Source organism: Evansella halocellulosilytica (assembly GCF_002335745.1).
Taxonomy (GTDB): Bacteria; Bacillota; Bacilli; order Bacillales; family Salisediminibacteriaceae; genus Bacillus_CA; species Bacillus_CA halocellulosilytica.
This window is the reverse complement of the sequence record NZ_NIST01000001.1, coordinates 1,779,983-1,805,577: the sequence shown is the minus strand read 5'-3', so window position 1 is coordinate 1,805,577 and position 25,595 is coordinate 1,779,983. Positions and strand designations below refer to the sequence as shown.

At 38.3% G+C, this 25,595-nt stretch carries 26 protein-coding genes; 13 read left to right on the top strand and 13 right to left on the bottom strand.

From position 1 onward, the window contains the following. Window positions 1-186 precede the first annotated feature (186 nt). The 5 genes from CD001_RS08570 (at window position 187) to CD001_RS08550 (ending at window position 5,912) form a co-directional block, all read left to right on the top strand. Entirely contained in the window at window positions 187-510 is a 324-nt protein-coding gene (locus tag CD001_RS08570) for a transposase (RefSeq protein ID WP_096186059.1), read from the top strand. Continuing rightward, the gene (locus tag CD001_RS08565; RefSeq protein WP_096186060.1) at window positions 507-1,379 is read left to right on the top strand and encodes an IS3 family transposase; all 873 of its coding nucleotides are present in this window, start codon (window positions 507-509) and stop codon (window positions 1,377-1,379) included. Before CD001_RS08570 ends, CD001_RS08565 begins: the two co-directional genes overlap by 4 nt. Before the next feature lie 381 nt (window positions 1,380-1,760). Then, window positions 1,761-2,540 (top strand): FadR/GntR family transcriptional regulator, encoded by a 780-nt coding sequence (locus CD001_RS08560; RefSeq protein WP_096187102.1) that lies wholly within the window; start codon window positions 1,761-1,763, stop codon window positions 2,538-2,540. 365 nt (window positions 2,541-2,905) lie between these two features. Then, window positions 2,906-4,456, top strand: a complete 1,551-nt coding sequence (locus CD001_RS08555; protein WP_096187101.1) for a Na+/H+ antiporter NhaC family protein — start codon at window positions 2,906-2,908, stop codon at window positions 4,454-4,456. Between the two features lie 28 nt (window positions 4,457-4,484). After that, entirely contained in the window at window positions 4,485-5,912 is a 1,428-nt protein-coding gene (locus CD001_RS08550) for an amidohydrolase family protein (protein ID WP_096187100.1), read from the top strand. 474 nt (window positions 5,913-6,386) lie between these two features. Here CD001_RS08550 and CD001_RS08540 read toward each other — a convergent pair whose 3' ends face one another. From CD001_RS08540 to CD001_RS08525, 4 genes are all read right to left on the bottom strand, one after another. Beyond that, window positions 6,387-7,127 (bottom strand): amino acid ABC transporter ATP-binding protein, encoded by a 741-nt coding sequence (locus tag CD001_RS08540; RefSeq protein ID WP_096187098.1) that lies wholly within the window; start codon window positions 7,125-7,127, stop codon window positions 6,387-6,389. An 18-nt stretch (window positions 7,128-7,145) separates the two neighbouring features. Continuing rightward, window positions 7,146-7,844: an amino acid ABC transporter permease gene (locus CD001_RS08535; protein WP_096187097.1), complete on the bottom strand. Its 699-nt coding sequence runs from the start codon at window positions 7,842-7,844 to the stop codon at window positions 7,146-7,148. 125 nt (window positions 7,845-7,969) lie between these two features. Next, window positions 7,970-8,869, bottom strand: a complete 900-nt coding sequence (locus CD001_RS08530; protein ID WP_096187096.1) for a transporter substrate-binding domain-containing protein — start codon at window positions 8,867-8,869, stop codon at window positions 7,970-7,972. A 283-nt stretch (window positions 8,870-9,152) separates the two neighbouring features. Beyond that, a complete protein-coding gene (locus tag CD001_RS08525; RefSeq protein WP_096187095.1) occupies window positions 9,153-9,689 on the bottom strand; it encodes a phosphatase PAP2 family protein in 537 nt (178 codons plus the stop codon). 275 nt (window positions 9,690-9,964) lie between these two features. Here CD001_RS08525 and CD001_RS08520 point away from each other — a divergent pair, with 275 nt between their 5' ends. Beyond that, entirely contained in the window at window positions 9,965-11,110 is a 1,146-nt protein-coding gene (locus CD001_RS08520) for a glycosyltransferase family 4 protein (protein ID WP_096187094.1), read from the top strand. Between the two features lie 443 nt (window positions 11,111-11,553). Here CD001_RS08520 and CD001_RS08515 read toward each other — a convergent pair whose 3' ends face one another. Genes CD001_RS08515 through CD001_RS08500 form a run of 4 tightly spaced genes read right to left on the bottom strand, consistent with a single transcriptional unit; the run spans window position 11,554 to window position 15,626 of the window. Further along, window positions 11,554-13,083: a spore germination protein gene (locus CD001_RS08515; protein ID WP_096187093.1), complete on the bottom strand. Its 1,530-nt coding sequence runs from the start codon at window positions 13,081-13,083 to the stop codon at window positions 11,554-11,556. Between the two features lie 31 nt (window positions 13,084-13,114). Continuing rightward, window positions 13,115-14,269 (bottom strand): Ger(x)C family spore germination protein, encoded by a 1,155-nt coding sequence (locus CD001_RS08510; RefSeq protein WP_096187092.1) that lies wholly within the window; start codon window positions 14,267-14,269, stop codon window positions 13,115-13,117. Beyond that, window positions 14,266-15,402 (bottom strand): GerAB/ArcD/ProY family transporter, encoded by a 1,137-nt coding sequence (locus CD001_RS08505; protein ID WP_096187091.1) that lies wholly within the window; start codon window positions 15,400-15,402, stop codon window positions 14,266-14,268. The genes CD001_RS08510 and CD001_RS08505 overlap by 4 nt, the downstream gene beginning before the upstream one ends. Continuing rightward, window positions 15,399-15,626, bottom strand: a complete 228-nt coding sequence (locus tag CD001_RS08500; protein ID WP_096187090.1) for a hypothetical protein — start codon at window positions 15,624-15,626, stop codon at window positions 15,399-15,401. The genes CD001_RS08505 and CD001_RS08500 overlap by 4 nt, the downstream gene beginning before the upstream one ends. Before the next feature lie 272 nt (window positions 15,627-15,898). Between CD001_RS08500 and CD001_RS08495 the strand changes: the two genes are divergently transcribed. From CD001_RS08495 to CD001_RS08475, 5 genes are all read left to right on the top strand, one after another. Next, entirely contained in the window at window positions 15,899-16,429 is a 531-nt protein-coding gene (locus CD001_RS08495) for a CBO0543 family protein (protein WP_096187089.1), read from the top strand. 115 nt (window positions 16,430-16,544) lie between these two features. Further along, complete coding sequence (locus CD001_RS08490; protein ID WP_096187088.1) at window positions 16,545-17,324, top strand: hypothetical protein; 780 nt, start codon at window positions 16,545-16,547, stop codon at window positions 17,322-17,324. A 10-nt stretch (window positions 17,325-17,334) separates the two neighbouring features. Continuing rightward, window positions 17,335-17,793, top strand: coding sequence for a hypothetical protein (locus CD001_RS08485; protein ID WP_096187087.1), 459 nt, complete (start codon window positions 17,335-17,337; stop codon window positions 17,791-17,793). A 242-nt stretch (window positions 17,794-18,035) separates the two neighbouring features. Next, window positions 18,036-18,473 (top strand): hypothetical protein, encoded by a 438-nt coding sequence (locus tag CD001_RS08480; protein WP_096187086.1) that lies wholly within the window; start codon window positions 18,036-18,038, stop codon window positions 18,471-18,473. 109 nt (window positions 18,474-18,582) lie between these two features. Next, window positions 18,583-19,071 carry a CBO0543 family protein gene (locus CD001_RS08475; protein ID WP_096187085.1) on the top strand — a complete coding sequence of 163 codons (489 nt, stop codon included), beginning with the start codon at window positions 18,583-18,585 and terminating at the stop codon, window positions 19,069-19,071. Window positions 19,072-19,122: 51 nt separating this feature from the next. On the opposite strand, the gene CD001_RS08470 is transcribed toward CD001_RS08475, so the two are convergent. After that, window positions 19,123-19,698 carry a hypothetical protein gene (locus CD001_RS08470; RefSeq protein ID WP_096187084.1) on the bottom strand — a complete coding sequence of 192 codons (576 nt, stop codon included), beginning with the start codon at window positions 19,696-19,698 and terminating at the stop codon, window positions 19,123-19,125. After that, a complete protein-coding gene (locus tag CD001_RS08465; protein ID WP_179298668.1) occupies window positions 19,685-20,209 on the bottom strand; it encodes an RNA polymerase sigma factor in 525 nt (174 codons plus the stop codon). The genes CD001_RS08470 and CD001_RS08465 overlap by 14 nt, the downstream gene beginning before the upstream one ends. Window positions 20,210-20,390: 181 nt before the next feature. Between CD001_RS08465 and CD001_RS08460 the strand changes: the two genes are divergently transcribed. Next, window positions 20,391-21,155 carry a MerR family transcriptional regulator gene (locus tag CD001_RS08460; protein WP_096187083.1) on the top strand — a complete coding sequence of 255 codons (765 nt, stop codon included), beginning with the start codon at window positions 20,391-20,393 and terminating at the stop codon, window positions 21,153-21,155. Window positions 21,156-21,182: 27 nt separating this feature from the next. Next, complete coding sequence (locus tag CD001_RS08455) at window positions 21,183-22,919, top strand: ABC transporter ATP-binding protein (RefSeq protein ID WP_096187082.1); 1,737 nt, start codon at window positions 21,183-21,185, stop codon at window positions 22,917-22,919. A 349-nt stretch (window positions 22,920-23,268) separates the two neighbouring features. Here CD001_RS08455 and CD001_RS08450 read toward each other — a convergent pair whose 3' ends face one another. The 3 genes from CD001_RS08450 to CD001_RS08440 all read right to left on the bottom strand — a co-directional run bounded on the left by CD001_RS08450 (window position 23,269) and on the right by CD001_RS08440 (window position 25,593). Beyond that, the gene (locus tag CD001_RS08450) at window positions 23,269-24,102 is read right to left on the bottom strand and encodes a nucleotidyltransferase domain-containing protein (RefSeq protein WP_096187081.1); all 834 of its coding nucleotides are present in this window, start codon (window positions 24,100-24,102) and stop codon (window positions 23,269-23,271) included. A 284-nt stretch (window positions 24,103-24,386) separates the two neighbouring features. Next, window positions 24,387-24,743: an MmcQ/YjbR family DNA-binding protein gene (locus CD001_RS08445; protein ID WP_257009750.1), complete on the bottom strand. Its 357-nt coding sequence runs from the start codon at window positions 24,741-24,743 to the stop codon at window positions 24,387-24,389. Between the two features lie 94 nt (window positions 24,744-24,837). Beyond that, window positions 24,838-25,593: an ABC transporter ATP-binding protein gene (locus CD001_RS08440; RefSeq protein WP_096187079.1), complete on the bottom strand. Its 756-nt coding sequence runs from the start codon at window positions 25,591-25,593 to the stop codon at window positions 24,838-24,840. Window positions 25,594-25,595 lie beyond the last annotated feature (2 nt).

Below are 25,595 nucleotides of genomic sequence, written 5' to 3'. Positions count from 1 at the left end.
TCACAAAATAAGCCATGTTCATTGTGGTTAAGGACATGAAAGATCCGTTACGTCGTGAAAAAAGAGCAAAAAGTGTTGCGCAATCTCCTATTAGCGGAATGGATGAATATAGAATAAAAAGTGGACACCCCTTTAACGAACATTATAATTGGACATGATGAGATGATAATACAAGGAGGGGTTCCCATGGGTGAACGTCGGCAAAGGTATAGTGAAGAATTTAAACGTCAAACAGTTAAATTTGCTCAAGAGCAAAAGCAAAAGAAAACGATGAGAGACATAGCACAAGAATTAGATATTCCATTAAGTTGCCTACATCAGTGGATGACTCAATATCGAGAATTTGATAATGAACCACTGGCAAGTGAGGAACGTATTCGTAAATTAGAACAACAGTTACGAGATCAAGAACGTCAATTAAGAGAAAAAGACCGCAAACTAGCAGACACTCAAGAAGAGTTGGCAATTGTAAAAAAGGCGGTGCACATCTTCAGCAAACCACGGCCATGAGGTTCGAATTCATTGAAAAGCATAGCTCCGAATTTTCAGTGAAGAAGATGTGTAAAGTACTGCAAGTATCGCGGAGTGGCTATTTCAAGTGGAAAAAACGTGAGGTTAGTCAACAAGAGCTTCGAAAAAGAGAAATTCAAGACCGAATCGAGTACCATTTTAAAGATAGTCATGGGATTTATGGTAGTCCGAAAATCACCCAAATGTTGTGGAAAGAAAACTATCAAGTTAGTCAAAGAACAGTTAGTAAATATATGAATGAGCTAGGGTTACGCTCTTGTGTGTCAAAGAAGTTCAAGGTCGTTACAACAGATTCTAATCATGCAAATCCTATCGCTCCTAATAAATTGGATCAAAACTTTCGTATAGCAGCTCCTAACAAGGTTTGGGGTGCTGATATTACCTATATTCCTTGTCGCCAGGGGAAATTATACTTGGCGGTCATCCTTGATCTTTGTACTCGTGAAATTGTTGGCTGGAGTCTTAAAGGTCACATGGCAAATGAAATCGTGTTAGAAGCTCTGGAAAATGCTTATGAATCAAAAAATCCAAACAAAGACTTAATCCATCATTCAGACCGAGGTACTCAATACGCATCAAAAGAATATCGTCAACGACTCGAAAGTTATGGTATGGAAGCTAGTATGAGTCGTACTGGCAATTGTTATGACAATGCTTGTGTAGAATCATTTTTTAGTGTTTTGAAAAAAGAATTATTAAAAGGTCGTCGGTTTAAAACCAAGGAGCAGGCTTATACTAGTATGTTCCAATACATTGAGTTTTTCTATAATCGCAAAAGAATACACAGTTCTATTGGATACCTGTCACCAATGCAATATGCAAAGCAGTTTGATAGGAAAGCTGCTTAATACGAGTAGTAGTTTGGCCCTTACTTCACCTAACCATCAAACAGATGATGAAGTGGAGGGGTCAAGCGGTTTGGGCTTGACGCTTCCGCTGAATTATCTATACTTTTCGAAAGGTGAACAAAGGCCAACTAGTTAAAGCAACTATAAATCCAAAAATTCGTTATTTAGGTGTCTACTTTCTTGACATAGGTCCAGGATGGCCGATCAACTACCAAAGTAAACCGTTTCAATCACAATAACGAATCCAGTGTCCGCAAAAACATGATCTAAAAAAACAAAACATGATTTACAAAAAAAGAAGGGAATTTAACATACAATCAAGAATAGACATAATTATGCCTCCTCATTGATGAGGAGGTGCTAAATATAGGAGTTGAAACAATGAAAAATCAAAAGTTACCCGATTATAAGTCATATATTACTGATTATCACTTCTTTTCTACTAAAGGAGAATTAACGGAATTTCTATTGCTAAAAACGATGAAAGATGCAGATAGTCCACTAGGTTCTTGGGTTTTAAAAAGTATTTTAGAAGAAAACGGACTAAATGTGAGCATTGCAACAGTAGGGAGGATCTTAAAAGCGCTAGATGCAAAAAAACATAGCCGGCTCATTGAAAATCAAGGCCGAGTGTTAACTGAACAAGGTGCAGCCTATATTAAGCAATTAACTGAAGAAGTCGAACGAAAGAAACTCCAGCATCATTTAATGGATGCATCAAAACCTCATGACTTGAACGAATTGCTCGACCTGCTTATTGCGAGAAAAACGATTGAATGTGAAACAGCGCGATTAGCAGCTTTACGTGCAGAGCCTCACCATATTGAAGCGTTATATCATTCAATTCATGAGCATGAACATGAAGTGACCAACCATCACGACCCAAACCCCACAGCCTGTCATTTTCATGAAAAGGTTGCTGAAGCCTCTCAGAACAGGTTTTTAATTGCATCACTTAATATTCTCATTTATGAAGAACTAAAACTTGAAGCAAAAATATCAGATTTAATTACGAGAGAGCGAGGTGAAGAGTACGGCGAACACCATACGCTCATTGCCGACGCAATCTCTAAAGGCGATCCTAAATTAGCCGTCCATCATATGAAACGTCATATGGATGTGCTAATCAATGCCATTCAGGAACAAAGCAATGAGTACTAATTTTTCCATAAAGGTGGTGGTGTCATTCTGTTATCCATAGACTTATTGTTCTTACCGCTTTTGTCTATATACTTACATTAAGAAAAGCGCTGCCTCTTCCTCTTCTAGTACCATTTTGAAGCTAGATCCGTCAACCGGGCAATACGCCACGTCCTGTGGCATGCCCGGCATTAGGACGTCCTGTCCGTCGAGACAACTCGTAAGATAAGATCTTCGGCTAAAACCCCCACTTCCTGCGGGAACGCCGAAGTCATCACATCCATGTGGAAGCTCTTGTAGTAAACGCTCGTGCCTGCTAGTTTAGACAGCAATCGAGAGATTGATATTTTATACTTTCCTAACATTTAAAAAAGGGGTGAAATTTTATGGAATATGGCTTTTTAGCGATTATCCCGCCATTGTTAGCCATTATTATTGCTTTGAAAACGAAGCAGACTTTAGTTTCATTGTTTGCAGGTGTTTGGATCGGTGCTACGATCATTTACAGCTGGAATCCACTCGTTGGATTTATTGCTACAATCTCTGATTTCATTATTCCGTCAATTGCTGATTCTTGGAATGCCGGTCTTCTTATTTTAGTGACGTTAGCTGGAGGATTCGTCCATATTTTAAAAGTGTCAGGGGCTGCCCAAGCGTTTGCTCAAGTAGCAACGAGAAAAATTAATACGAGAAAACGGGCACAGACAACAACGTGGGCGAGTGCCTTTGCTTTTTCCTACACAGAACCTGTTCTCATCTTAGGAACGATCATGCGACCAATAACCGATAAATTAAATGTCTCTAGAGTGAAATTAGCTTATATTTTAGATTCAATGGGAGCTTCATTAGCAGCCATGTCACCGATTAGTAGTTATGGACCATTCATTACAGGGTTAATCGGGACTCAATTAGTCGCCATCGGTCTTTCGGATAACCCGTGGAGTCTGTTTCTCGCAATGATCCCTTACAATCTATACGGTATTTTTGCCATGATCACCGTCCTCTTTGTTATCCGCACCGGTTTAGATATCGGCCCGATGTATGTTGCCGAAAAAAGGGCTGTTGAAACAGGGAAACTCATTGGAGAAAATGATAAACCGTTAATGGTTGACCAAAATGATGACTTACCAGAGGACTACCACTTAACGATGAAAAACTTTTTAGTTCCGATGGGACTTCTATTTGCAACGATTTTCGGGGTAATCTTTTGGTCAGGTGACCTTATAAACAATGGCTTTCGAACATCCTTTATCGAAGGAGATATCGTACTAGCGATTTCTGCCGGATTTATCGTCGGATCTATCGGAGCCATTTTCATTTCTATGATGACTCGCCTACATGACTTTAAGACATCTATAGATGAATGGACGAAAGGAATTAAAAACCTTATTATCGTACCTATGATTCTAGTACTCGCTTGGTCAATTGGCGGTGTCGCTAATGAAATGGGGCTAGGTGATTATTTATCACAAATTGCTGACAGTTACTTACATGCTAGTATTATCCCTGCGATCATTTTTGCATTAGGTGCAGTTATCGCCTTTTCAACCGGAAGTTCTTGGGGTGTATTTGCAATTATGATGCCGATCGCGATACCAATGGCTGATGCTTTAGGTGTTCCGCTTCCTCTCATTATCGGAGCTGTCATAAGCGGCGGACTATTCGGTGACCACTGTTCACCTATTTCGGATACGACAATTCTAGCATCTACTGGGGCAGCTTGTGATCATATTGAACACGTTAATACTCAGCTGCCATATGCGCTCACTGTTGGCGGGGCTGCATTTATTGGCTTCCTAGCTGGTGGTATTACGGGAATACCGTGGATCGGTATTATCGCAACAACCGTCGCGATAGGAGCCGCACTATATTTATTAAATAAGCATGTGAAACGGAGAGTCGATGATACAAAAGTCGATAATCAATTAAATGTCTAGTCAATAAGAATAATAGGAGTTGAAACTGATGAAAGTTAATACGATTATTACAAATGCCTATGTGATGACAATGGAAGGCCAAGGAGTAGGCATGATTGAAAATGGAGCAATTGCAGTTAAAGGAAATCTTATCGAAGCTGTCGGACTAGCGGATGAGATCACTCGTCATTATTCATGTGATGAGCTGATTGATGCAAAAAATAAGCTTGTGATGCCTGGATTGATTGATGCTCATATGCACACTGGTCTTGCGATTGTTCGAGGTGTTGCACAAGATATGGGAAACTGGATGCAAGAAGGACTATGGCCGTTTATGAAGCACGTTACACCAGAAGATAACGTGAAAGGCTCGATGCTCAATATCGTTGAAGCGATTAAAGCCGGTACGACAACATTTTGTGACTATGATGGTAACATGAATGAAATCGTAAAAAATTATCAAAAAGTCGGGGCACGAGCGAGGGTCACAGAGCTTGTTAATGAAATTCCTGATGATATCGGTGATATTCCTGTTGGTGAACTTTATCCGTTCTATTCGTCAATCGGTGAGGAAAAGCTGCAAAACAACATAAAATTATTTGAAGATTGGCACGAAAGTGAGAATGGGCGAATCACTTGTATGCTCGGTCCTCATGGTCCAGACATGATGAGCCTTGAGCTCTTGAAAGAGATGCAAAGCTTGGCGGAAAAATACGATACAAAGCTTCATATGCATGTTGCTCAAGGGGACCGCGAGATTAACCAAATGGAAAAACGTTATGGAAAACGATCGATCCCGTTTTTAGACGAAATCGGATATTTAAACGAGCGTCTGCTCGCTGTCCATTTAACGGAGGCAACAAAGGCAGAAACTGAGCTAGTCGCAAAACGACATGCCGCCATGATCAATTGCTCTGGCAGTATCGGGATCATCGACGGAATCGTTCCGCCAATTATCGAATTTCTTGAAGCTGGTGGTACGACCGCACTCGGATCAGACCAAGCACCTGGAAACAACTGCAACAATATGTTTAATGAAATGAAGTTTGTCTCAATCCTTAACAAAGTGAAACGGAAAAATCCAGCGACTTTCCCTGCACCACTTGCTGTACGATTGGCGACGATTGAAGCAGCAAAAGTAATCGGACTTGACGATGAAATCGGCTCATTAAGAAAGGGGAAAAAAGCGGATATGATCGTAATCGATTTGGAGCAGCCAAGTATGTCGCCGGTCATTTCAACCCCAATCCGAAACATCGTACCGAACCTAGTTTATTCAGCAAAGGGAAATGAAGTTGAGTCGGTTATCGTTGATGGGAATTTCATCATGAAAGACCGAAAAGTGTTAAACGTCGACGAAAAATCCGTCGTTGAAAAAGCTCAATTAGCTGCTACACAAATTTGCGAACGGGCTAACGATGATATTGTAAAATCGAACAGCCCTCTTCTCAGCATGATGGAGAGAGGGGAACTTTAATTAACCGACAAAAGAAACCTGTGTCTCGTTTAGTAAAGTCACAGGTTTCTTCTTCAAGTGTACAGCTTACGATCATTTTATCCTACCAATTTCCGTTCATAATCACGTTTCACTTGATCATCGTCGTTAATTGACGCTTTAATATTTTTCCCGTTAGATTGCGTGTCAATTGATCAATGATTTTATAATGTGCCAGTTTGCTGATAAAAATTGTTCTACAGTCACTTTAGATGTCATCATTCACATCTTTTATAACAACATAAGCCACGACTTCTCTCCCGAATCTTCATGAGACCCCCTAAGACAGCGCTTTCGGAAATACTCGGATGTTGAATGAGGACTTCCTCGACCTCTTTTGGAAAGACGTTGATTCCACCAGAGATCATCATATCGAGAGAATGATACTTTTCATATGCTTCACGTCCATTCTTTAATACCTTTACGCTTATATATGAAACGATCATACCTCTTCTGTTATTCGCTTAGTAACTGTAAAAATTCTTTCGTTCGTTGTTTTTCTGGATTTTCCAGCACATCTTGTGCATGGCCGCTTTCAATAATATACCCATCATCCATAAACAACACTTTATCCGCAACACGTCGGGCAAAATTCATTTCATGCGTTACGATTACCATCGTCTGCCCTTCTTTCGCAAGCGATTCGATCACTCGAAGTACTTCACCAACTAATTGAGGGTCTAACGCAGACGTCGGTTCATCGAAGAGGAGAACGTCTGGATTCATCATAAGAGAACGGGCAATTGCAGCACGCTGCTGTTGTCCGCCTGACAATGAATCAGGGTATTTGTCTTTATGATCAATCATTCCAACTTTATTAAGCAGCTTCTCACCTTCAGAAATAAGGTCTTTCCTATTTCTCTTTTGGATAATGAGCGGAGCTTCAATGATGTTTTCAATTACAGTTTTATGAGGAAAAAGGTGAAACCCTTGAAAGACCATTCCTGAATACTTTCTTAACTCCTTAATATCCCGTTTACTTACTTTTTTCCCGTCAAACTGAACCGTTTTTTCGCCTATCGAAATCGTTCCATTGTTTGGGATTTCTAATAAGTTTAAACAACGGAGCAATGTCGTTTTTCCAGATCCTGAAGGACCGATTAAACAAACAACCTCGCCTTTATTTACATTGAAATCTATCGATTCGAGGACGGTATTTGTACCAAATGATTTCTTTAGTTTTTTCACATTAATCATGAATCCATCCCCCTGTTATTAATTATTTAAGTAACGGTTATATCGTTTCTCAAGTCGTTCTTGGAAGTGTCCGATAATAATGCAAATAACCCAATAAATGATCGCTGCTGTAATGTACATCGTCATACTCTCGTACGTTCTCCCAGCGACGAGCCGAGCTCCGTACAACAATTCATGAACCGTAATTACGGAAGCAAGCGACGTTCCTTTAACGACATCTAGAAAAATATTGAACGTTGGCGGCAGGGCGATCCTCGTTGCCTGTGGAATAATAATCCGTCTCATCGTTTGCCAGTAGCCCATCTGCAACGATGCTGCAGATTCCCATTGACCTCTCGGAACAGACATGAGCGCAGAACGGATAACTTCTGCATTATAAGCAGCAAAATTTAAGCTGATCCCGACAATCCCGGCTATAATTGCGCTCCGAAATTGGATTCCCAGCTCCGGAAGACCATAATAAAGGATAAATAGAAACACGAGTAGCGGAGTTCCTCGCATAAAAGAAATATATATTCGAGCAGGCACTCTTAAAAACCATAGTTTTGACATTCGTGCCATTGCTAAAAATAACCCTAATATAAGTGCAAAAAACATACTTAATAAAGCAATTAGGAGAGTGATTTTCACGGCATCCAATAAAAATGGCAATGAATCCCATGCTAATTGCGGGTTGTATAAGTGCTCCCAATTAATGCCCCTGAACCATTCAATCATTGTGATCCTCCTTTCTAAAATGAAAAATGACAGCTTGTTTAAACCATTCCCAATCATCTACATTTCAACCCTTAAAAGTGGAAAAAAAGATACAAGGACAATCCTTGTATCTCCGATCCTCTTCCTTAGTTTCCTTCTAAGCTGACAACCTCATCTTCATCAACAGGCTGAGAAGCATCCGCACCGAAGAATTCTTCAGATAGTTCCGCAATCGTACCATCTTCTCGCATTTCTTCAATCACTTCATCAATCGCTTCTTTTAAGGAATAGTTTCCTTGCAGCATCGGATATGCACTTTCTGTTGCATGATACTTCACTTGATCAGCCACTGCAAGACGCTCATCGTCAAACTCATCCAACGTTCGCTGCAAGACAAGAGTATCATTTAAATATGCGTCTTGGTTACCATTTAACACATCACGTAAAATCGCATCGACACCGCCATCATATGCTGTACCGTCAGCTCCAATATTGTCTGCGAACACCGCATAATTACTTGTTAAAGAACCAAGTGCTACCGGAACACCCTCTAAGTCGTGAGCAGTTTCATAATCATCTAGATCCTCAGCACGAACAATCACTGATCCATATGAGAATTTATATGGATTTGTGAATGTAAAAATCTCTTCTCGTTCTTCCGTAACCGCAAAGTCATGTGCAGCAATATCAATTTGACCATTTCTTAACGCTGGAAGAATTCCGTCAAAATCCATCATACTGAACTCGACGTCTAATTCTAGTCGGTCAGCAATTTCACGCATCATTTCTACGTCAAAACCAGTGAGTTCATTATTTTCATCGTGGTATGTAACAGGAGCATATGTTCCTGACGTACCAACAACGAGTGTGCCTGATTCTTCGACATCTTGCCAAGATGTATCTTCACCTTCGTCTATGTCGGTTTCTTCTGTATCTGGTGCATCCCCTTGCGTGTCGTCTTGCTGATCTGCATCATCATCCGCTGTACCACACGCACCGAGTAACATCAATGTTGATATAGATAAAATCGTTACTAATTTTTTCAAATCGTTCATCTCCTCATATCGTATAATTCTGAGTAGTTTAATCGGCTTTATCTATGAAATCTTATCATTATATTGTATGGATTTCAACAAAAATATATTTATAACCACGAAAAAAAACACCTACATGATATTAATCAATGCAAGTGCTTTTAGGAACGTGCGGAGTTTTTGTATATTTAAGCTTTACTGTTTTTGCAGCTGTGACTTTCAGGTTTGTTTGGACATTTCACGATTTGTTCCCTAATTTCCCAACCTGTCCGGCCTTCCTCTCATTAAAGACTTTTTAAAAGAAGGCATTCGTTGCCAGCACAACGAATATCGAACTTACAACTCCAAGCATTGCTCCAATTATACAATCAGTCGGATAGTGAAGACCAAGATACATTCTAGATATTCCTACAAGTGCGGCAATTGGTAATAGGAATAAAGCCAGCAGTGGTAAATAGTAAGAAAAAATAATCGCAATCGAAGTAATCGCCGTCGTATGGCCAGAGGGAAACGAGTAATCCTTCAACGGATTTGAACATAAATGAACATTAGATAATTTTGCGTATGGCCGAGGACGACAATATGCCTTTTTAATGATATGAACAATGACGTGACTGATCGTAAGTGATGCGAGCCCTTGCAGCGCCCAATACCTGACATCATTAGGAAACAAAACGATTAAGATGAATAAAGATGATAAGGTGAAAAGAGCACCACCTACGTGTGTAATTCGCGGTAAGACAAAATCGAGCACTTTGCATTTCATCTGCTGATTTACCATGAGGAAAAAGCGATCATCATTCACAGTTACCCAAGTGACGAAGCGGTTCACGGCTTACCCCCTCCTAAAGTAAATAATTGTATTGCCCTAACTCACTTTCATATCATCAATGCAGAAAATCGTCCGAAAAAAACAAGTAACATGTTGAAACAGAATTGGAACAATTCCGCTTAATTTAATCATAGTTCATCATTGTAAATTTACTGTTGGAATTTTATAAAGTTTCACCTAAAAAACTATATAATTCCTTAACGTTGACTTTATATTTACCTGGTATTTTGTTAATTATAAGGAGTGTTACAAGCATTGAAAGAGGGGGAAGGATAATGAGAATTGCCATCTTTACAGATACGTATGCTCCGGAAATAAATGGGGTTGCAAGGACATTAAACAGACTGACAGGTTACTTAAAAGAAAATCAAGTTGATTTTCAAGTTTTTGCGCCGGAAAGCAGTACTCAAGTTCCAACCGTAGCACAAGTTCAACGCTTTACGAGTCTTCCATTTTTACTTTACCGTGAATGCAGACTCGCAATTCCAAATCCAGCTCAAATTAAACTAACGTTAGAGAAATTCAACCCAACATTCATTCATATTGCTACACCGTTTAACCTCGGACTATACGGTCTTCATTATGCCAAAAAACATGGCATCCCGATCGTTGCATCTTATCATACACACTTTGACGACTACCTTCATTACTATAACCTTCAGTTTTTAGAAAAATGGATATGGCGATATATGACATGGTTTCATCGTCCTTGTGAAAAAGTATATGTCCCATCATTGGAAACGAAAGAAAAACTGCTCAAACACTCTATTCATGACAACATTGATATATGGGGGCGCGGTGTCGATCATACTTTCTTTTCTCCAGTTAAACGAACAACGGCTATTCGAGAAAAATACCGTATACGGGAAAAGCATATTTTACTTTACGTTGGCAGAATCTCTCCTGAAAAAGAAATAAACCTTGCCCTTGAAACATTTCACTCGTTGCCTAAACAAGTAAAAAACAATACGCACTTTCTTGTCGTCGGAGACGGTCCATTATTGAAAACACTTTCTGAATCAACATCAGATAACGTTACATTCACCGGTTTTATCGAAGGAGAAGAACTCGCAAATATTTATGCGTCAAGTGATATATTCCTCTTCCCGTCCGCAACAGAAACATTCGGAAACGTCGTTTTGGAGGCAATGGCATCAGGATTGCCTGTAGTAGGCGCAAGAGCAGGAGGGGTTCAACAATTAATTACTCATGAACAAAACGGTTATTTATGTGAACCAGGGAAAACTGAATCGTTTAAAGCTGCCGTACAATCATTAATAGAGAGTCGTCTGCTTCGCGCAGAAATGGCTTCAAAAGCTCAAAAATTTGCAAAAGATCAATCATGGGATGATATTTTTAGCAGGCTGCTTTCAAGTTATACACAAATATCAAAAGAAAAGAAAAAACTTATTACTGCATAATAAGAAAAGCGCAAGCGCCTTTGGTTATCGACGAAGAAAACTGATCGGACAAAACGCCACGTCCTGTGGCATGCCCGACACTAGAACGTCCGTGTTTGTCGGACTGGGCCGAGTGAGATAAAGGAATGTCGAAAGCTTGTCTCTTCCTCTACTAAAATTGCTTTGGAGTGTATCCGTCAACCGGGCAATACGCCACGTTCTGTGGCATGCCCGGCATTAGGACGTCCTGTCCGTCGAGACAACTCGTTAGATCAGAACTTCGGCTAAAACCCCCGCGTCCTGCGGGAACGCCGAAGTCACATACATCCGTGTGGAAGCTCGTGATGTAACGCTCTTCGCTGAAGCTAGACGACAATCGAGAGATTGATATTTTATACTTTCTTAACCTTTAAGAAAAGCATTAAGGCTGTCGACAAAGGCAGCCATTCTCAGCAACGCCTCTTTTAACTTTGTTTTTTTGCATCCTGGGACCTTGAAGCATCATTTCTCAATTGATTTACTGACAGCGGAAGCCGAATGATTGTATCAATCAAGTCGAATATCCGATATGGTGCAAATGGTGATGTATAATACCTCCCAAAGCTTCTTAAACCGACGAGATGGATATTAATCATAATGTAACCGACGATGACTCCAAAAAGGCCAAAAAGCGCTGCAAAAAGCATAAGAAGGAACCTTAACATTCGAATTGCGATACTGACATTGTATGCAGGAATCGTAAATGAGGCAATTGCCGTTAAGCCGACAACGATTACCATTATAGGATTTACGATTCCTGCCCTGACTGCTGCATCACCGATAACGAGTCCACCGACAATCCCGATTGTCGACCCGACTGGGCGTGGAAGTCGAATCCCGGCTTCTCGCAACATCTCTAACGTAAATTCCATTAATAATGCTTCAATATATGAAGGAAAAGGAACCCCTTCTCTACCTGCTGCTATCGATAAGGCCATTGTCGTCGGAATCATTCCTTGGTGATAAGACACCATCGATATATATATAGCAGGTAAAAACAACGCAATAAACGCTCCTATATAACGAAGAATGCGAATGAGTGTGCCAATTTGCCACCGGTCATAATAATCTTCTGATGATTTAAATAATTGTTCAAATGTAATGGGCGTAATGAGTGAAAAAGGCGTTCCATCAACGAGAATGATGACTTGTCCGTTTTGTAATGCTGACGCACTTTTATCTGGGCGTTCAGTCTGTAAAATTTGCGGAAACGGTGAAATGACATTGTCTTCAATTAATTGTTCAACTGTACCTGATTCTGGGACATGATCAATATTAATACATGCAAGCCGGTACCTCACTTCTTCCACTAGCTTTTCTTCTGCAATTCCTTTCATATAAATCAAGGCAAAATCTGTTTTTGATCGTCGTCCTAATTGTCCAAATTGAACGGTTAAATTTGGATCGCGAATTCTTCGTCGAATAAGGATGACATTTGTTTGCAATGTTTCGTTAAATCCGTCCCGCGGTCCGCGTACGACAATTTCACTTTCCGGTTCTTCAATTCCTCGTTCATTAAATTGACGTGTTCCTACAATAATAATTTGGTCGATACCTTGAACGACTAGCAAAGCATCACCGGACATAAACGGAAGCACAGCTTCGTCGAACGTTTCATGAATCTCAAGTTCAGTAAAATGGCTCACTTCTTGGAGTAATTTATTTACGAAAGTTTGTCCTTGAATACTATCTATATCATGTGAAAAAAAATGTTGTAAAGGTTTTAAGACATATTCTTCTAACGCATCTGAGTTCGTTAACCCATCGATATAAAAAAGAGCAGCAGGAATAGATTTACCAATTATAAAGTCATACTGAACGATGTCACTGCTTTCACCAATGATTTTCTGTAGTGACTCTATAGTCGTCTTTAAATCCGAAGAGAGCGTCATTTCGTATTCATTATCTTGTCTTACTTCGTCTTTCATCAGCTTTTTAAATAGCTTCGACAACATCCATTACCACCACCTAACAGAATCCTCGGATTTATTCCATGCTTTCAATTAACATGTGATCCCGAATTTCGACATCAGCATGAACTGTAAAGTTCGCTTTAGCAAACTCTCCATCTTCACCATCCCAATTCCCTTCCACTCCCTTCCAGTACTTGTAATGATGAATACGAACTTCCTCCCATAACTCAAAAACATCTACATAATATTCTGTCTGCATTTTTTCAATTATATTATTAGCTCGTTTTTCGATTTCCGCTCCAATTGCTGCTTCTATCTCCTTAATCATCTCTTCATCCAGTTCCCCCATATGATGAATCCATGATTCTCCTAATACCCCCTCAGTTCGAATGTCAATATGAAACTGATTATTTTTAAGGTCATAGTCAAAATCAGAATGGACTCCATCTGCTTCAAAAACGATGAGCTCATCATCTTGGAAGGGAACCTCCATGACACCATGATGTGTTTCGCCAATCACCCAGTTATAACCCGTGACTTCCATTTCATCGAGCCAGCCAATTAACTCATTTGTTTCCCCTTTAAATATTGCAGCCCCACCAATTTTAAGTTCACCTCCATTACTCGTAATTCGTGTCATTAAAAAACTATGACCTCCAATCATTAACGATGCAATATCACCGATCTCTCGCGGCTCAATCATCGTAAACGTAAAATCTGTGTTTTTTTCTCGAATCAAATCTATGGACATCGCTGGCATGTCTGCTAACGGGCGTTTACCTTCAAGGATGTCCCTTGCTGAGCCTTTAGAGATCAAGACATAGATGCTACGGCGCATTTCATGATTACGAACATAGAAATCTAATAAGTGTTCAAATTCAGGATTCTTAGCTATATCTTCATTAATAATAATGACTTTTAAATGTTCAAAGAACACCATTCTGCTTCTTCGTTTTGCCATATTTCTTGCTGCTTTAAGGTTTGTCGTATTGGAAGTTCCTTTATTAAAAAATGCGCTCTCGCTACTTACACCATTCCCACCTTCCTCTTCAATTGCGCCTGGAACGGCAAATTGATACGTCGTCGTAAATTCGTTTTCATTTCCATTTTCTGTCGGGTCAATCGCAACAGCAATTACAAAGCCAAGTTCATCGATCTCTCTTTGGTCCCAACACCCTGTCTGAATGAATATAAAAAGGATGATGAATACGCTAGCAAGTTTGTTCACCCTTGTACCTCCTTTCTGTTCATTCGACTTTTTCTCCTTCTAAACCAGACCGTTATGTATCCGAATAGTAATGAGAATGTAATATTTAAGACCCCCATATATGAAATCAAATCACTAAGAACCCCTAATTCCACGATTGATTTCGGCAAAAAGGCCAAAATAAATACGATGAATACGAAAAATGAAGATACCCACATCTTTTTTACTTTTAACAAAAATTCCCTCTTTAATAGTCTCGTACTTAACATCTGACTAAGTGAAAATGTATTAAACATCGTCATAAGCCATATCGTCACAAAAAACGGTTCTGCCCTCTCGAAAAACTCCCCTGGTATGTTGACCTCTTTAACTAATTCAATTAATGGGAAGGTAACCTGTTTCGTCATGTTTAAATCAAAAATTCCGTACGTCATCAAAAGAATGATTAAATAAAGGAACGTTATAAATGTATTGGTAACCATGAATGGAACAGGACGCAATTCAGAAGCCTTCATATACGCCATAAAAAAAAATAAGATTTCTATGCCTAGAAAAGCAAACGTCGTTTCTTTTAAACCGAGAGCTACCGGTTTAATCCCTTCTGCAAGAACAGGTCTAAAATAATTAATATCTATATTTGGAATTTCAAATACGAGAATTCCTAATGCCCCAAAGATAACAAAGGGTGTAAACATTAAATTAAGATGAACGATCCCTTGAACCCCTTTTGAAGCACCGTACGTTGATAAAAGGAGCAGCAGCAGCATGAGAACTTCATTTGGTGTTTCTGGTAGCAAGTATATGTTCAGGACAATCGTTAAAAACCGGCACAAATATGCTGTTATACATGCAAAGTAAAGAACAAAAGATAACGCCAGTAATTTACTAATCCATTTGCCTACTTTCCCTTCAGCTAAATATTGAATGATCGTTCTCCCAGGATATTGTTTCTGTAAGCGGACAATCAAAAAAATGAGAAAAATAATGATTAAATTACTAATAATTAAAGAAATCCATCCGTCTGTTGTATCCATCTCAGCCGCTAATCCTCGAGGAAGGACTATAATTCCTGTCCCTAAAATCATCGCAATCAAGCTAACACACATTTCAAAATTGCCTATTTGATATGCAGATTGCTGCTGAGCTTGATTCACTTAGGTGGTGCTCCTTTCTGGTTATTATTGTCCAATTGTTCGATTAATTGCTGACGCTGTTCAATATTTTCTTGCTTCATCCACGGAAGCTCTAACAGTCGTTCACACTTGTTCGTGATAGATTGAATGATTAAAACAGTAAATCCGGTCGCAAATGCAAACAACAACACAGAACGTTGAGGTAGAAACCCAATAATTCGCTCGATCAAACTATGCCAGTCCACATTAAACTCCCCCTGCTCCTTTTTTAGTATTTTCTTTCTTAGCTGAGAAAATTATGCAGAAATAAACTTTATAGATTTTTTGTACAGTGTATTAGATCAAAATGTAAAAAAGGGAGGAAGTTGAAATAAAGAAAGAGGAATTTAAATTGATTAAGTGCGATTCATTCAGCTTTATTAGAAAAAGGGCAGAAAACAAAATACATATATTTCCATAACCTTGGAGACACTGAATGCTAACATTGTGAATTTGCAAATGAAAGGAATACGAAAACATGCATGTAGTTACTTCACTAATTGCCATCATCGCTCTGATCATTCGTGGGGAATGGAAATATTGGAAAACGTATCATTCGACTGTTTTATATGTCGCACTTGGGAACTTACTATACAACTTCTTAACTGCAAATTATTTTTTATGGCGGTTAGATGCAGACTTTATTTCAAATCATACATTAACAGAGCTGTTGTATACATTTATCGTTTTTCCAGCAACCGTTTTAATGTTCCTTCATGATTATCCGGAGGGATTGTACAAGCAGATTATTCGAATTTTGAAATGGATTTTCATATACGGTGTCTGGGAATACGTTTTCAGTGTAACTGGAAGAATTGAATATCAATATGGTTGGTCATTCTGGTGGTCAATTGCATTCTTGTTTGTCATGTTTCCTCTTATTAGACTACACCATACACACCCTTTATTAACTTATCTTTTAACAGTGATCGTCGCTTCTGCTGTCATTTGGTGGTTCGAGGTCCCTGTTCATATTCCAGTTGAAATGAGACATTTACATAGCAATTAAAACTAACACCTTTAGGAAATTATTAAACGGAGACAGGAATTTTGATATTTGAAATGGTGATCATTTGCATGACAAAATACTTTGATACTCTCGGGTACAAGGAAAGGAGTACAAGATGAACAATTTCACCCCAACGAATAGAGAACGGCGTTTTAAAGCACATGTAAGTCTTTTAGGTACGACTCAATTACATTTACGAAATCCTTATGTCATTGCTTGGTGGTCAGCTGCATTTCCTGGCTTTGGTCACCTTCTTTTATCCAAGTATTTAAGAGGCTATTCTCTGTTTATATGGGAAATTCTTATTAACAATATGGCTAAAATTAATCTTGCGATCATCTATTCATTTACTGGGAATTTCGGAATGGCTAAAGAGATTATCGAACCGAGGTGGATGCTTTTATATTTGCCTGTCTATTTTTTTTCAATTTGGGATAGCTATCGAACAACAGTTGACATGAATAAAGTATTTATCCTAGCCGAACGAGAAAATGCGGATATTAGTTCGTATAGTATTGGAGCATTAGAAATTAACTACTTAGATAAACGGAATCCTGCGATGGCAGTAGTATGGTCATTCCTTATGCCAGGATTAGGGCAACTATATGTTCATCGAATTATTACCGGTATCTTCGCTTTAGGTTTTATGATTCTATTTGTTTATTTTTCAAATATTCTTGTTGCTGTTCATGTTCTATTTCTAAAAGATATTAAACAAGCAACACAAACGCTAAACCCACAATGGTTTCTGTTTATTCCATCACTAATTGGATTTTCAGTTTATGACTCCTATGTTAATACAGTGGAAAATAACAAACTCTTTGAAAGTGAACAAAGAAAATTTCTAAAGGGAAAATTTCAACATTTCAGAGTCAAAATTCCAATTAGAGAATGAGGTGAAAAACGTGCAAATTTTTTCAACCTTCGAACATTCAACATATCTTGAATTAGTGATTACATCACTGGAACAATTAGGAATAAAAAAAGAGAATATTCTTGCTGTTCCATTAAATAATCGAGATGAAGAAAGAAAATTGTTTGATACTCTTCACCGTGCAGATGGAGTCAGTTTATTTGATAAAGGAGCAGCAATTGGAACAGCTTTATCAATTCTATTTGCCACAATAGGCTTTGGATTAGAATGGGGGCCAATTTTTTGGGGACTAATAGGAGGTGGCGTCGGTTTTCTGTTCGGATTTATGATTGATTACATCATTTATAAAGTGATACATAAAAAAAAGAGAATAGTAAGGGGTAAAAAAGCTGAGGTCATTTTAGTTATAGAATGCCAAGGTGAGTTAGTTGAGAAAGTCGAGAAAATCCTTTGGGAACAGCTTGCATTAGGTGTTGCAAAAGTTGAGTAATCCAATCTTCAAATAATTAAGATCGTAAGAACGTTGTGCTATTTCATATTCCCTTTCAAATACATCAAACCTCCCCATTCATGGCAGGAGTTTCTTAACATGCTTGCATCCTCATAATCATATTGATTCTATATGATGTTTAAACATCTAGTTTTAAAGATCGTTCACTATCATACATAATTTAACGCAAACAGCGGAAAATACATAAGCAATTATGATTTATCGAAAGGTGCTTACTCAAAGTGCAATATATGATAATCGTCATTTCTATTCTAATTATCATCATTTGGTTCATGCCTAAACATTATAAAAGACGGGACATGTATATTATTTGGATTAGTATGTCATTTCTTGAAATTGTCGTTGATCTATATTTAGGTCTACTATTAGGGTTATATTACTTTGGTAGCTCTACCGAAGTCGACATCGGTCCTTTAACGATTAAACTGTTTACAGCGCCACTGTTCGCAATTATCTTTTTAAATTACATGCCCTATCAATTTTCTCGCTTTATTCCATATTGGGTTGCTTGGGCGATTTTTTCGACATTTTTTGAATGGACAACGGTTTATTGCGGTTATTTACACTATACAGGCTGGAAGTTATCATATTCCTTCATGTTTTATTTGCTCATCTTTCCTTTATTGAGGTGGCATTATTATTACATAAGACATGCGTAAAACAACTAGTACTGTAAACAGTCTTAACTGCTGGGGAAGTATGCTCAAGACTGACATTTATTATGGATAACCTCAACACACTCTAAAAAACGACAATGAGGTGATCGAATTGAAACTAGAAAAGAAAATACTCATTATTGCATGGATCATTTGTTCAATTGCTCTGCTCATTTTTGTACCAAAAAATCGAATAAGGGAAGCGTCGGTTGTTTTTCTTTTTAAGCAACTACTAACCTGGATCTTTGGAATCATCGTCGTCCAAAAGGGCTTTATTAAGTACCCATATCGAGAATTCTCTAAAGCGATAAAAACAAGTTTCTCGTTTGAATACTACATTTACCCTGCTTTATGTGTCATTTTTAATTTATGTTTTCCTAAGCAAACAAAGAAAGTTTTTCAATTTGGCTACTATGTGTTGTATACATCAATTATCACAGCAATCGAATTCGTTCTCGAAAGGAATACACAGTTAATTAAATACATTCATTGGCGATGGTATTGGACATGGACTACTCTATTCCTCACGTTTTATTTATCGCGAAAATATTATTTATGGTTTTTTAACAAATCAGATTATCAGCAAGTTGAAGCGAACTAAGAAATGATGGTGCCTTGTTCCAACCAAGTCATGAATCGAACTTTGCACAATTTAGTTGAGTTGCATCCAAAAAATGAAGATGAGATAAAAGATCACGATGCCAATACAAATTACGATTATTCGAAACATAGTTACATATAGGTTTTTCGGTAATATCTTTTTGCAAACCCATAATAGAAACATAAAGATGAGTGTTAAAATGGTTTCATAGCCAAATAAATCAAGAAAAGAATCGTCATCATGTTGATGTGGTTTAAATGCATAATAAAAGCATATAAACCCTGGTACACTAAATAATAGAAGGATAAATAGCGGTATGAGCATCGTGATCGACACGTCCGGTGTACGTATGTTTTCAATTTGGCTTAGATTGAACCCTGTCTGCTCTGAAAGTTGAATAATCGTTGGCGAAAATATAATAACTAGCAGTAGAATAGCTGTCGCATAGGCTGCATAATAAGGATAATAACTTCGGTGCTCCTTCCTTTTAACCTTTAATGAGTGGTCATCCATCTTTTCGTTCACTTGATGAAGAATGTCTTTTTTCTCCTTATCCTTAAGCGTGATTTTTCTACTTAATGAATGAAATTCCTCGTCAAATTCACGGGTATCCTCAAACCGATTCATGAATGTACCCCTCCTTAACCATTTGCTTCTTTAACTCTTTTAACCCTCTAAGTAACGTTGATTTCACTTTACTTGAACTCCAGCCAAGTATACTCGCCGTTTCTTTAATCGAAAATCCTTGAATTTTCCTTAAAACAATCACATCGCGATAATTCGATTTAAGATGATATAACCCCCTATATAACTCTCTTTCACTTTCATTTAGTATGACTATTTGTTCAGGCGATTCGCTCGTCTCGTCATTGGATGCTACTATTTTTGTTAACATACCTAGTCCCTTTGCTTTCCGTATATGGTCAATCGTTAAGTTCCGTGCAATACGAAACAGCCATCCCTTTACATTTTCCCCGTCAAATTGATTGAAATGACTGTAAGCACGAATAAATGTATCTTGGGTTAAATCTTTCGCTTCGTCATGATTGTAGATCATAAAAAAAATATATTGATAAATATCGTTGCTATAATGGTGGTACCAATCATTGATCTTTGCTTTAATATGATCATTCGTCACCCGACTTCTCCTCTCTCTCTGCTGCACCTTTACTTTAACAACGGACAAAACTATAAAAAGTTGCACTTTTTTCACGGAAAATCATAACTCACTGATTTTTAAACTGCGATGAATGTAAGAAATGTAGTTGACACTAACCTTACGGAAGGGTTTATCGTATAATTCAAGGAGATGATCATGCATGTATTACACAGTGAGAGAAGTGGCTTCATATGCAGGTGTTACGATTAAAACACTTTATCATTACCATAAAATCGGGTTACTCGAACCGTGTGAAGTGACTGAGGCTGGTTATCGGCTATACAGTATGAAAGGATTAGAAAAGCTTCAGCAAATTTTGTTTTACCGTGAGTTAGATATTTCTTTAGGAGAAATCAAACAAGTTTTGTCCAATGACCAAAGCAGGATCGATTGTTTACAAAAACAGAAAAGGCTTTTACAACAACGGATTGAGAGAACAAACGGTCTTCTAGAAACAATTGAAGAATCGATCATAGCTGCTGAAGCTGGAGAAGAGATGGATCAATTGAAAATGTTTAACGGTTTATCGAAGACCGAATGGCAGGAAGCGTTAGCTGAACATAATGTTTATCTTAAAATTAATTATAATTTTGACTTAGAACAGGATGGTAGTGAGATAAATGCGACCGAATTAAATGAACTGGCAGGGGAGCCAGAGTTTTTCATGAGAGAGTTGGCAAGTACGTATCGGCGTCGTTTAAAGCCCAATGATAAACGAGTTCAGCAATTACTGGAACAACATATTTCGTACATTGATGAAAATTTGATAAACATGGATGCGAACGCATTTGTAGCAGAAGCCCAATTTTTTGTAGACGATGACTTCCATCGAGACATACTTGAAAATATGCAGGAAGGATTAAGCTATTTTTTATACACGGCAGCAGTTATGTACGCGAAGGAAAATGCAAAGGATGGACAATAAAATATAAAGAAGTAGGTGCTAATGACAATGGAAACTGATCAAAAAAATACGTTAAAGCCATTTTTCTCCCTTATCCTCTCTACGAAAATTCCGAAGCTTGCTTTAGCTATCGGTCTTATCGGAAGTCTTGTAACGACACTCGTAGGGCTCACCATTCCATTACTGACAAGGGAAATGGTCGATGGCTTTTCGTTAGAATCGTTAAATACAATGTTAATCGTGATCATCATTATCGTATTTATTTTACAAGCAGTCACTGACGGGATATCGATGTATGCACTCGCCTATGTCGGACAAAAAATTGTTGCTCGTCTGCGAGAAAAAATGTGGTTTAAACTTTTACGCTTGCCTGTTCGTTACTTTGACAAAAATACGAGCGGAGAGACAGTCAGCCGTGTCGTGAATGATACTGGAATTGTAAAAGACTTAATCTCTCAGCACTTCCCACAATTTATTAGCGGGATCATTACGATTATCGGTGCTGTCATTATTTTGTTTATTATGGATTGGAAAATGACGTTGTTAATGCTTATTGCTGTTCCGATCACCGTCCTTTTTATGATTCCACTCGGAAGCAGAATGTCAAAGATCTCCCGCGGACTGCAGGATGAAACTGCCCGATTCACAGGAAATGTTCAACAAACACTTAGTGAAATTCGGTTAATGAAAGCTTCCAATGCGGAAAGAACGGAAGAAACGAAAGGAATAACTGGGATTGATAAGCTATTTTCTTATGGTTTAAGAGAAGGACGAATATTTGCTCTTATTGCACCACTTATGTATTTAGTCGTCATGGTCGTAATTGTCGTCATTATTGGTTACGGGGGGATCCGAGTAGCGGATGGTACGATGACGACAGGCTCACTCGTTGCCTTTTTACTTTACCTTTTCCAAATTATTTTTCCGATCACTACCTTTACGATGTTTTTCACTCAGCTTCAAAAATCGAAAGGTGCAACAGAACGAATCATTGATATTTTAAAAATTGATGTTGAAGCCGGACAAGAAGGAATAGAAATGGATATTTCTAATCAGGCCGTTCATGTAAACAACGTATCTTTTTCCTACAGTGAGGAAGAACCAGTCTTAAAACAAATCTCCTTTGACGTCGAGCCAGGAATGATGGTCGCTTTTGCTGGTCCGAGCGGTGGTGGAAAGACGACGATGTTTGGATTACTTGAACGGTTTTATGAACCTAGTTCTGGAGAAATTTTTATTGGAGAGACGCCAATAATAGAACTATCTATGAATAGTTGGAGAAGCCAAATAGGTTATGTATCACAAGACAGTCCTATGATGGTCGGTACGATACGCGAAAATCTTTGTTATGGATTAGAAGATCGTGAAGATATTACGGATGATCGCCTTTGGGAAGTTGCGAAAATGGCCTATGCTGATCAGTTCATCAAAGAATTTCCGAAAGGTCTCGATACAGAAGTTGGGGAGCGAGGTGTGAAGCTTTCCGGCGGTCAAAGACAACGGATCGCGATTGCCCGGGCATTTTTAAGAGACCCAAAAATATTAATGATGGATGAAGCAACAGCTAGCCTTGACAGTCAATCAGAAGGGATCGTGCAGCAAGCGTTAGCACGCCTAATGGAAGGACGAACAACCTTTGTCATCGCACACAGGCTATCAACGATCGTCAACGCCAATAAAATCATTTTTATTGAGGCCGGACAAATTACTGGAATCGGTACACATCAAGAGCTCGTCCAATCTCACGACCTTTATCGGGAGTTTGCCGAACAGCAGTTAACGTAGATCGTTATAAAACGAATGATGTGGCAGGGCAACTACTCAAAATCATACAAAGAATGTAGAACAGAAAAACGAATGAACAAAAGCGCAAGCGCCTTGCACACGAGCGACAAGCACTGGAGGCCTGGCAAGAAGAAGTCCGATCTTAGACTTCAATTGACAGGGCGAAGTGACCTCGAGCGAGTAGGCGCTGAGCTAGACGTAACAACTATTTCGAGAACTTATCCACAAGATCTAAATCTATAGTTTCCTAAACGAGTACAAAGGTAACCGACCTATAATTAGCCGGTTACCTTTGTACGATTATTGTTATCCTGTTATTTTAGTTTTCGCTAATAGAACCTAGTCTTGCTTAACGTAGTAACCTTTCCGTTTCAGATAGCAGACTTTCTAGTTTTTCAATGCCTTGTTTTGTGCTGTCTACATTTGACGAAATTGAGGTAACTATTTCATCGATCCTTCTTTTGTAATCGGTTGGCTTTTGATCAAAGGCTTCGATCATCCGGACGGCTTTCTTTTCATTGATGCAATACTTTTCATTCATTGCGAAGATGACTTGATTTAAGCATGAGATCGATCGAAAACAGTGACCTGAAACATAAGAAAGATCATCTTTATTAACATTATCCTTGGCAAACATGAGCGAGAACGAAGCCTCGAACATAAAGTAGCCGATTATTGCATCTTTTAAAGGCTTTGGATATGGGTGCGTTTTCGATTTTAATCGGGTAATTTGCTCGTCACGATCAAGTAATACTTTACATACAGAAATTTCACCCATATACATAACATTCACATAGGCATGCGGATGACCTGCGTGGTAATGAGTTGAAACCTTGCCTAATAAACATTCATCAATGACTTGTTCCACACTATTAATATCTCGGAATAGGAAGTCAACATGATATCCTTGAATGAGAAGCCAACCGCCACCATTTATCCAGTCACCCCACTCTCCTAAAGATGTAACTAGGTTCTCCCTTTGTTCATCATCCAATTTGGTCGCAACTGCGTTAACTGCGTGAACGTCAAAACCTAGTGATTCATCATAATAAATCCCGATATCAATATCAGAATCTGTATGGTGGTTTCCTCTTGCTCTAGAACCGCCTAATACGACTCCGACAATGCCAGGTACTTCTTTTAGCTCTTTCACAATTTCATTTAATATGCTTTGAACAGTCATATCCTTTTCATCTCCTACACAGTTAAATTTAACCCTATTTTCCGATTACTTATCCATTTCTTCGCCCTCCTTGAATATCTAGCAATGATCATTTTTAACCATTATAAGTTCATTTTTCTCTTTTTGGAAAGAATAAAACAGAATGTAGATGTGGAGCTTTGGGAAAATGAAAAGAGATTGAATTCATTGAAAAGAGTTGAGGAAAATTGAATAGAAAAGGACATTATGTACGTGGATAAAACCCGGGGCTTAAGTTGGTCGCTGCCCCGAGTAACAGCACCTGATCAGCCTTTAAACTCCTTTTGTTTTTTCTTTGACAGTGATTGAAAAACTAACGAGTAAGATTCATCAATGAGATGACTGATGAAATCAACATCTATTTCATCATCATTATAGTAAATCGAATTCCAATGGGTTTTATTTAAATAGTAGCCTGGATTAACCGCTTCATATTCTCTTCGAAGTTCCTCAGACTTTCCGGGATCACATTTCAATGAAATAATCGGCTTCTTATGCTTGTCCTTGCCGATAATCGCAAACATTTTTCCGCCGACAGTATAATTATATGCATGCCAATCTTCGATAAATTTTTCTTCACAGCCAACTTGTGACTTACATAAGTCTCTTAAAATCGGTTCCAACTCAATCATCCTTTCTGATTATGAATGTAATTTAACTTTACATGGAAACTTTAACGATTCATTGTAAAAATCAGACATACTTTCAGCCAATGAGTTAAAATCCTCTTTTTAGTAACCATTGGGAAAGTTTCTCTTCTCTTAATTGACTTTCATTTTTTTTACTCTTATCATATTTTCCAATCTTCTTTTCTCCGACAATCGTTCCATCTACCATATACAGGACACGCTCTGTTTTTGCGGCAACTTTCACGTCGTGAGTCACTAATAAAATGGCTGTTCCTTGCTCGTTAATCTCTACTAAAAGATTCATAACTTCTGCTGCACTTGTTGAATTTAATGCACCTGTAGGTTCATCGCCAAAAATAATTTTTGGGTCATTCATTAACGCTCGACAGATCGCCACCCTTTGTAATTGCCCTCCAGAAGCTTGTGTAACATGACGATCAGCAAGTTGAATGATGCCTGTTTTTCTCATTAGTTGAGTCGCTTTTTCATTTATTTTCTCCCTACGGTGTTTATTCGCTAAATAAGCAGATAGGATAATATTATCGATTATCGATAAATGTTTTAAAAGGTGCATTTGCTGAAAGATGAATCCGATCTTTAATAACCGCAAGTGTGCTAGCTCCTTTTCAGATAAAGAGCCTAAATCTTGTCCGTCTAGTAACACACTTCCTTCTGTCATTTTATCCATACCGCTAATGTTATAGAGTAATGTCGATTTCCCAGACCCTGAAGGACCCATAACTGATATAAATTCACCTTGCTCCATTTGCAAATTTACGTTTTTTAATATGATGTTCTTTACACCGTACATTTTCGTTAAATTTTTCACATCTAGTATCGCCATCT

Excerpts from the sequence above, each read along its gene's own strand:
- CD001_RS08455 (WP_096187082.1), top strand. The coding sequence starts at position 21,183 with ATGGAAACTGATCAAAAAAATACGTTAAAGCCATTTTTCTCCCTTATC.
- CD001_RS08550 (WP_096187100.1), top strand. The coding sequence starts at position 4,485 with ATGAAAGTTAATACGATTATTACAAATGCCTATGTGATGACAATGGAA.
- CD001_RS08555 (WP_096187101.1), top strand. The coding sequence starts at position 2,906 with ATGGAATATGGCTTTTTAGCGATTATCCCGCCATTGTTAGCCATTATT.
- CD001_RS08535 (WP_096187097.1), bottom strand. The coding sequence starts at position 7,844 with ATGATTGAATGGTTCAGGGGCATTAATTGGGAGCACTTATACAACCCG.
- CD001_RS08520 (WP_096187094.1), top strand. The coding sequence starts at position 9,965 with ATGAGAATTGCCATCTTTACAGATACGTATGCTCCGGAAATAAATGGG.
- CD001_RS08515 (WP_096187093.1), bottom strand. The coding sequence starts at position 13,083 with ATGTTGTCGAAGCTATTTAAAAAGCTGATGAAAGACGAAGTAAGACAA.
- CD001_RS08565 (WP_096186060.1), top strand. The coding sequence starts at position 507 with ATGAGGTTCGAATTCATTGAAAAGCATAGCTCCGAATTTTCAGTGAAG.
- CD001_RS08540 (WP_096187098.1), bottom strand. The coding sequence starts at position 7,127 with ATGATTAATGTGAAAAAACTAAAGAAATCATTTGGTACAAATACCGTC.
- CD001_RS08460 (WP_096187083.1), top strand. The coding sequence starts at position 20,391 with ATGTATTACACAGTGAGAGAAGTGGCTTCATATGCAGGTGTTACGATT.
- CD001_RS08570 (WP_096186059.1), top strand. The coding sequence starts at position 187 with ATGGGTGAACGTCGGCAAAGGTATAGTGAAGAATTTAAACGTCAAACA.
- CD001_RS08440 (WP_096187079.1), bottom strand. The coding sequence starts at position 25,593 with ATGGCGATACTAGATGTGAAAAATTTAACGAAAATGTACGGTGTAAAG.
- CD001_RS08560 (WP_096187102.1), top strand. The coding sequence starts at position 1,761 with ATGAAAAATCAAAAGTTACCCGATTATAAGTCATATATTACTGATTAT.
- CD001_RS08490 (WP_096187088.1), top strand. The coding sequence starts at position 16,545 with ATGAACAATTTCACCCCAACGAATAGAGAACGGCGTTTTAAAGCACAT.
- CD001_RS08470 (WP_096187084.1), bottom strand. The coding sequence starts at position 19,698 with ATGAATCGGTTTGAGGATACCCGTGAATTTGACGAGGAATTTCATTCA.
- CD001_RS08450 (WP_096187081.1), bottom strand. The coding sequence starts at position 24,102 with ATGACTGTTCAAAGCATATTAAATGAAATTGTGAAAGAGCTAAAAGAA.
- CD001_RS08495 (WP_096187089.1), top strand. The coding sequence starts at position 15,899 with ATGCATGTAGTTACTTCACTAATTGCCATCATCGCTCTGATCATTCGT.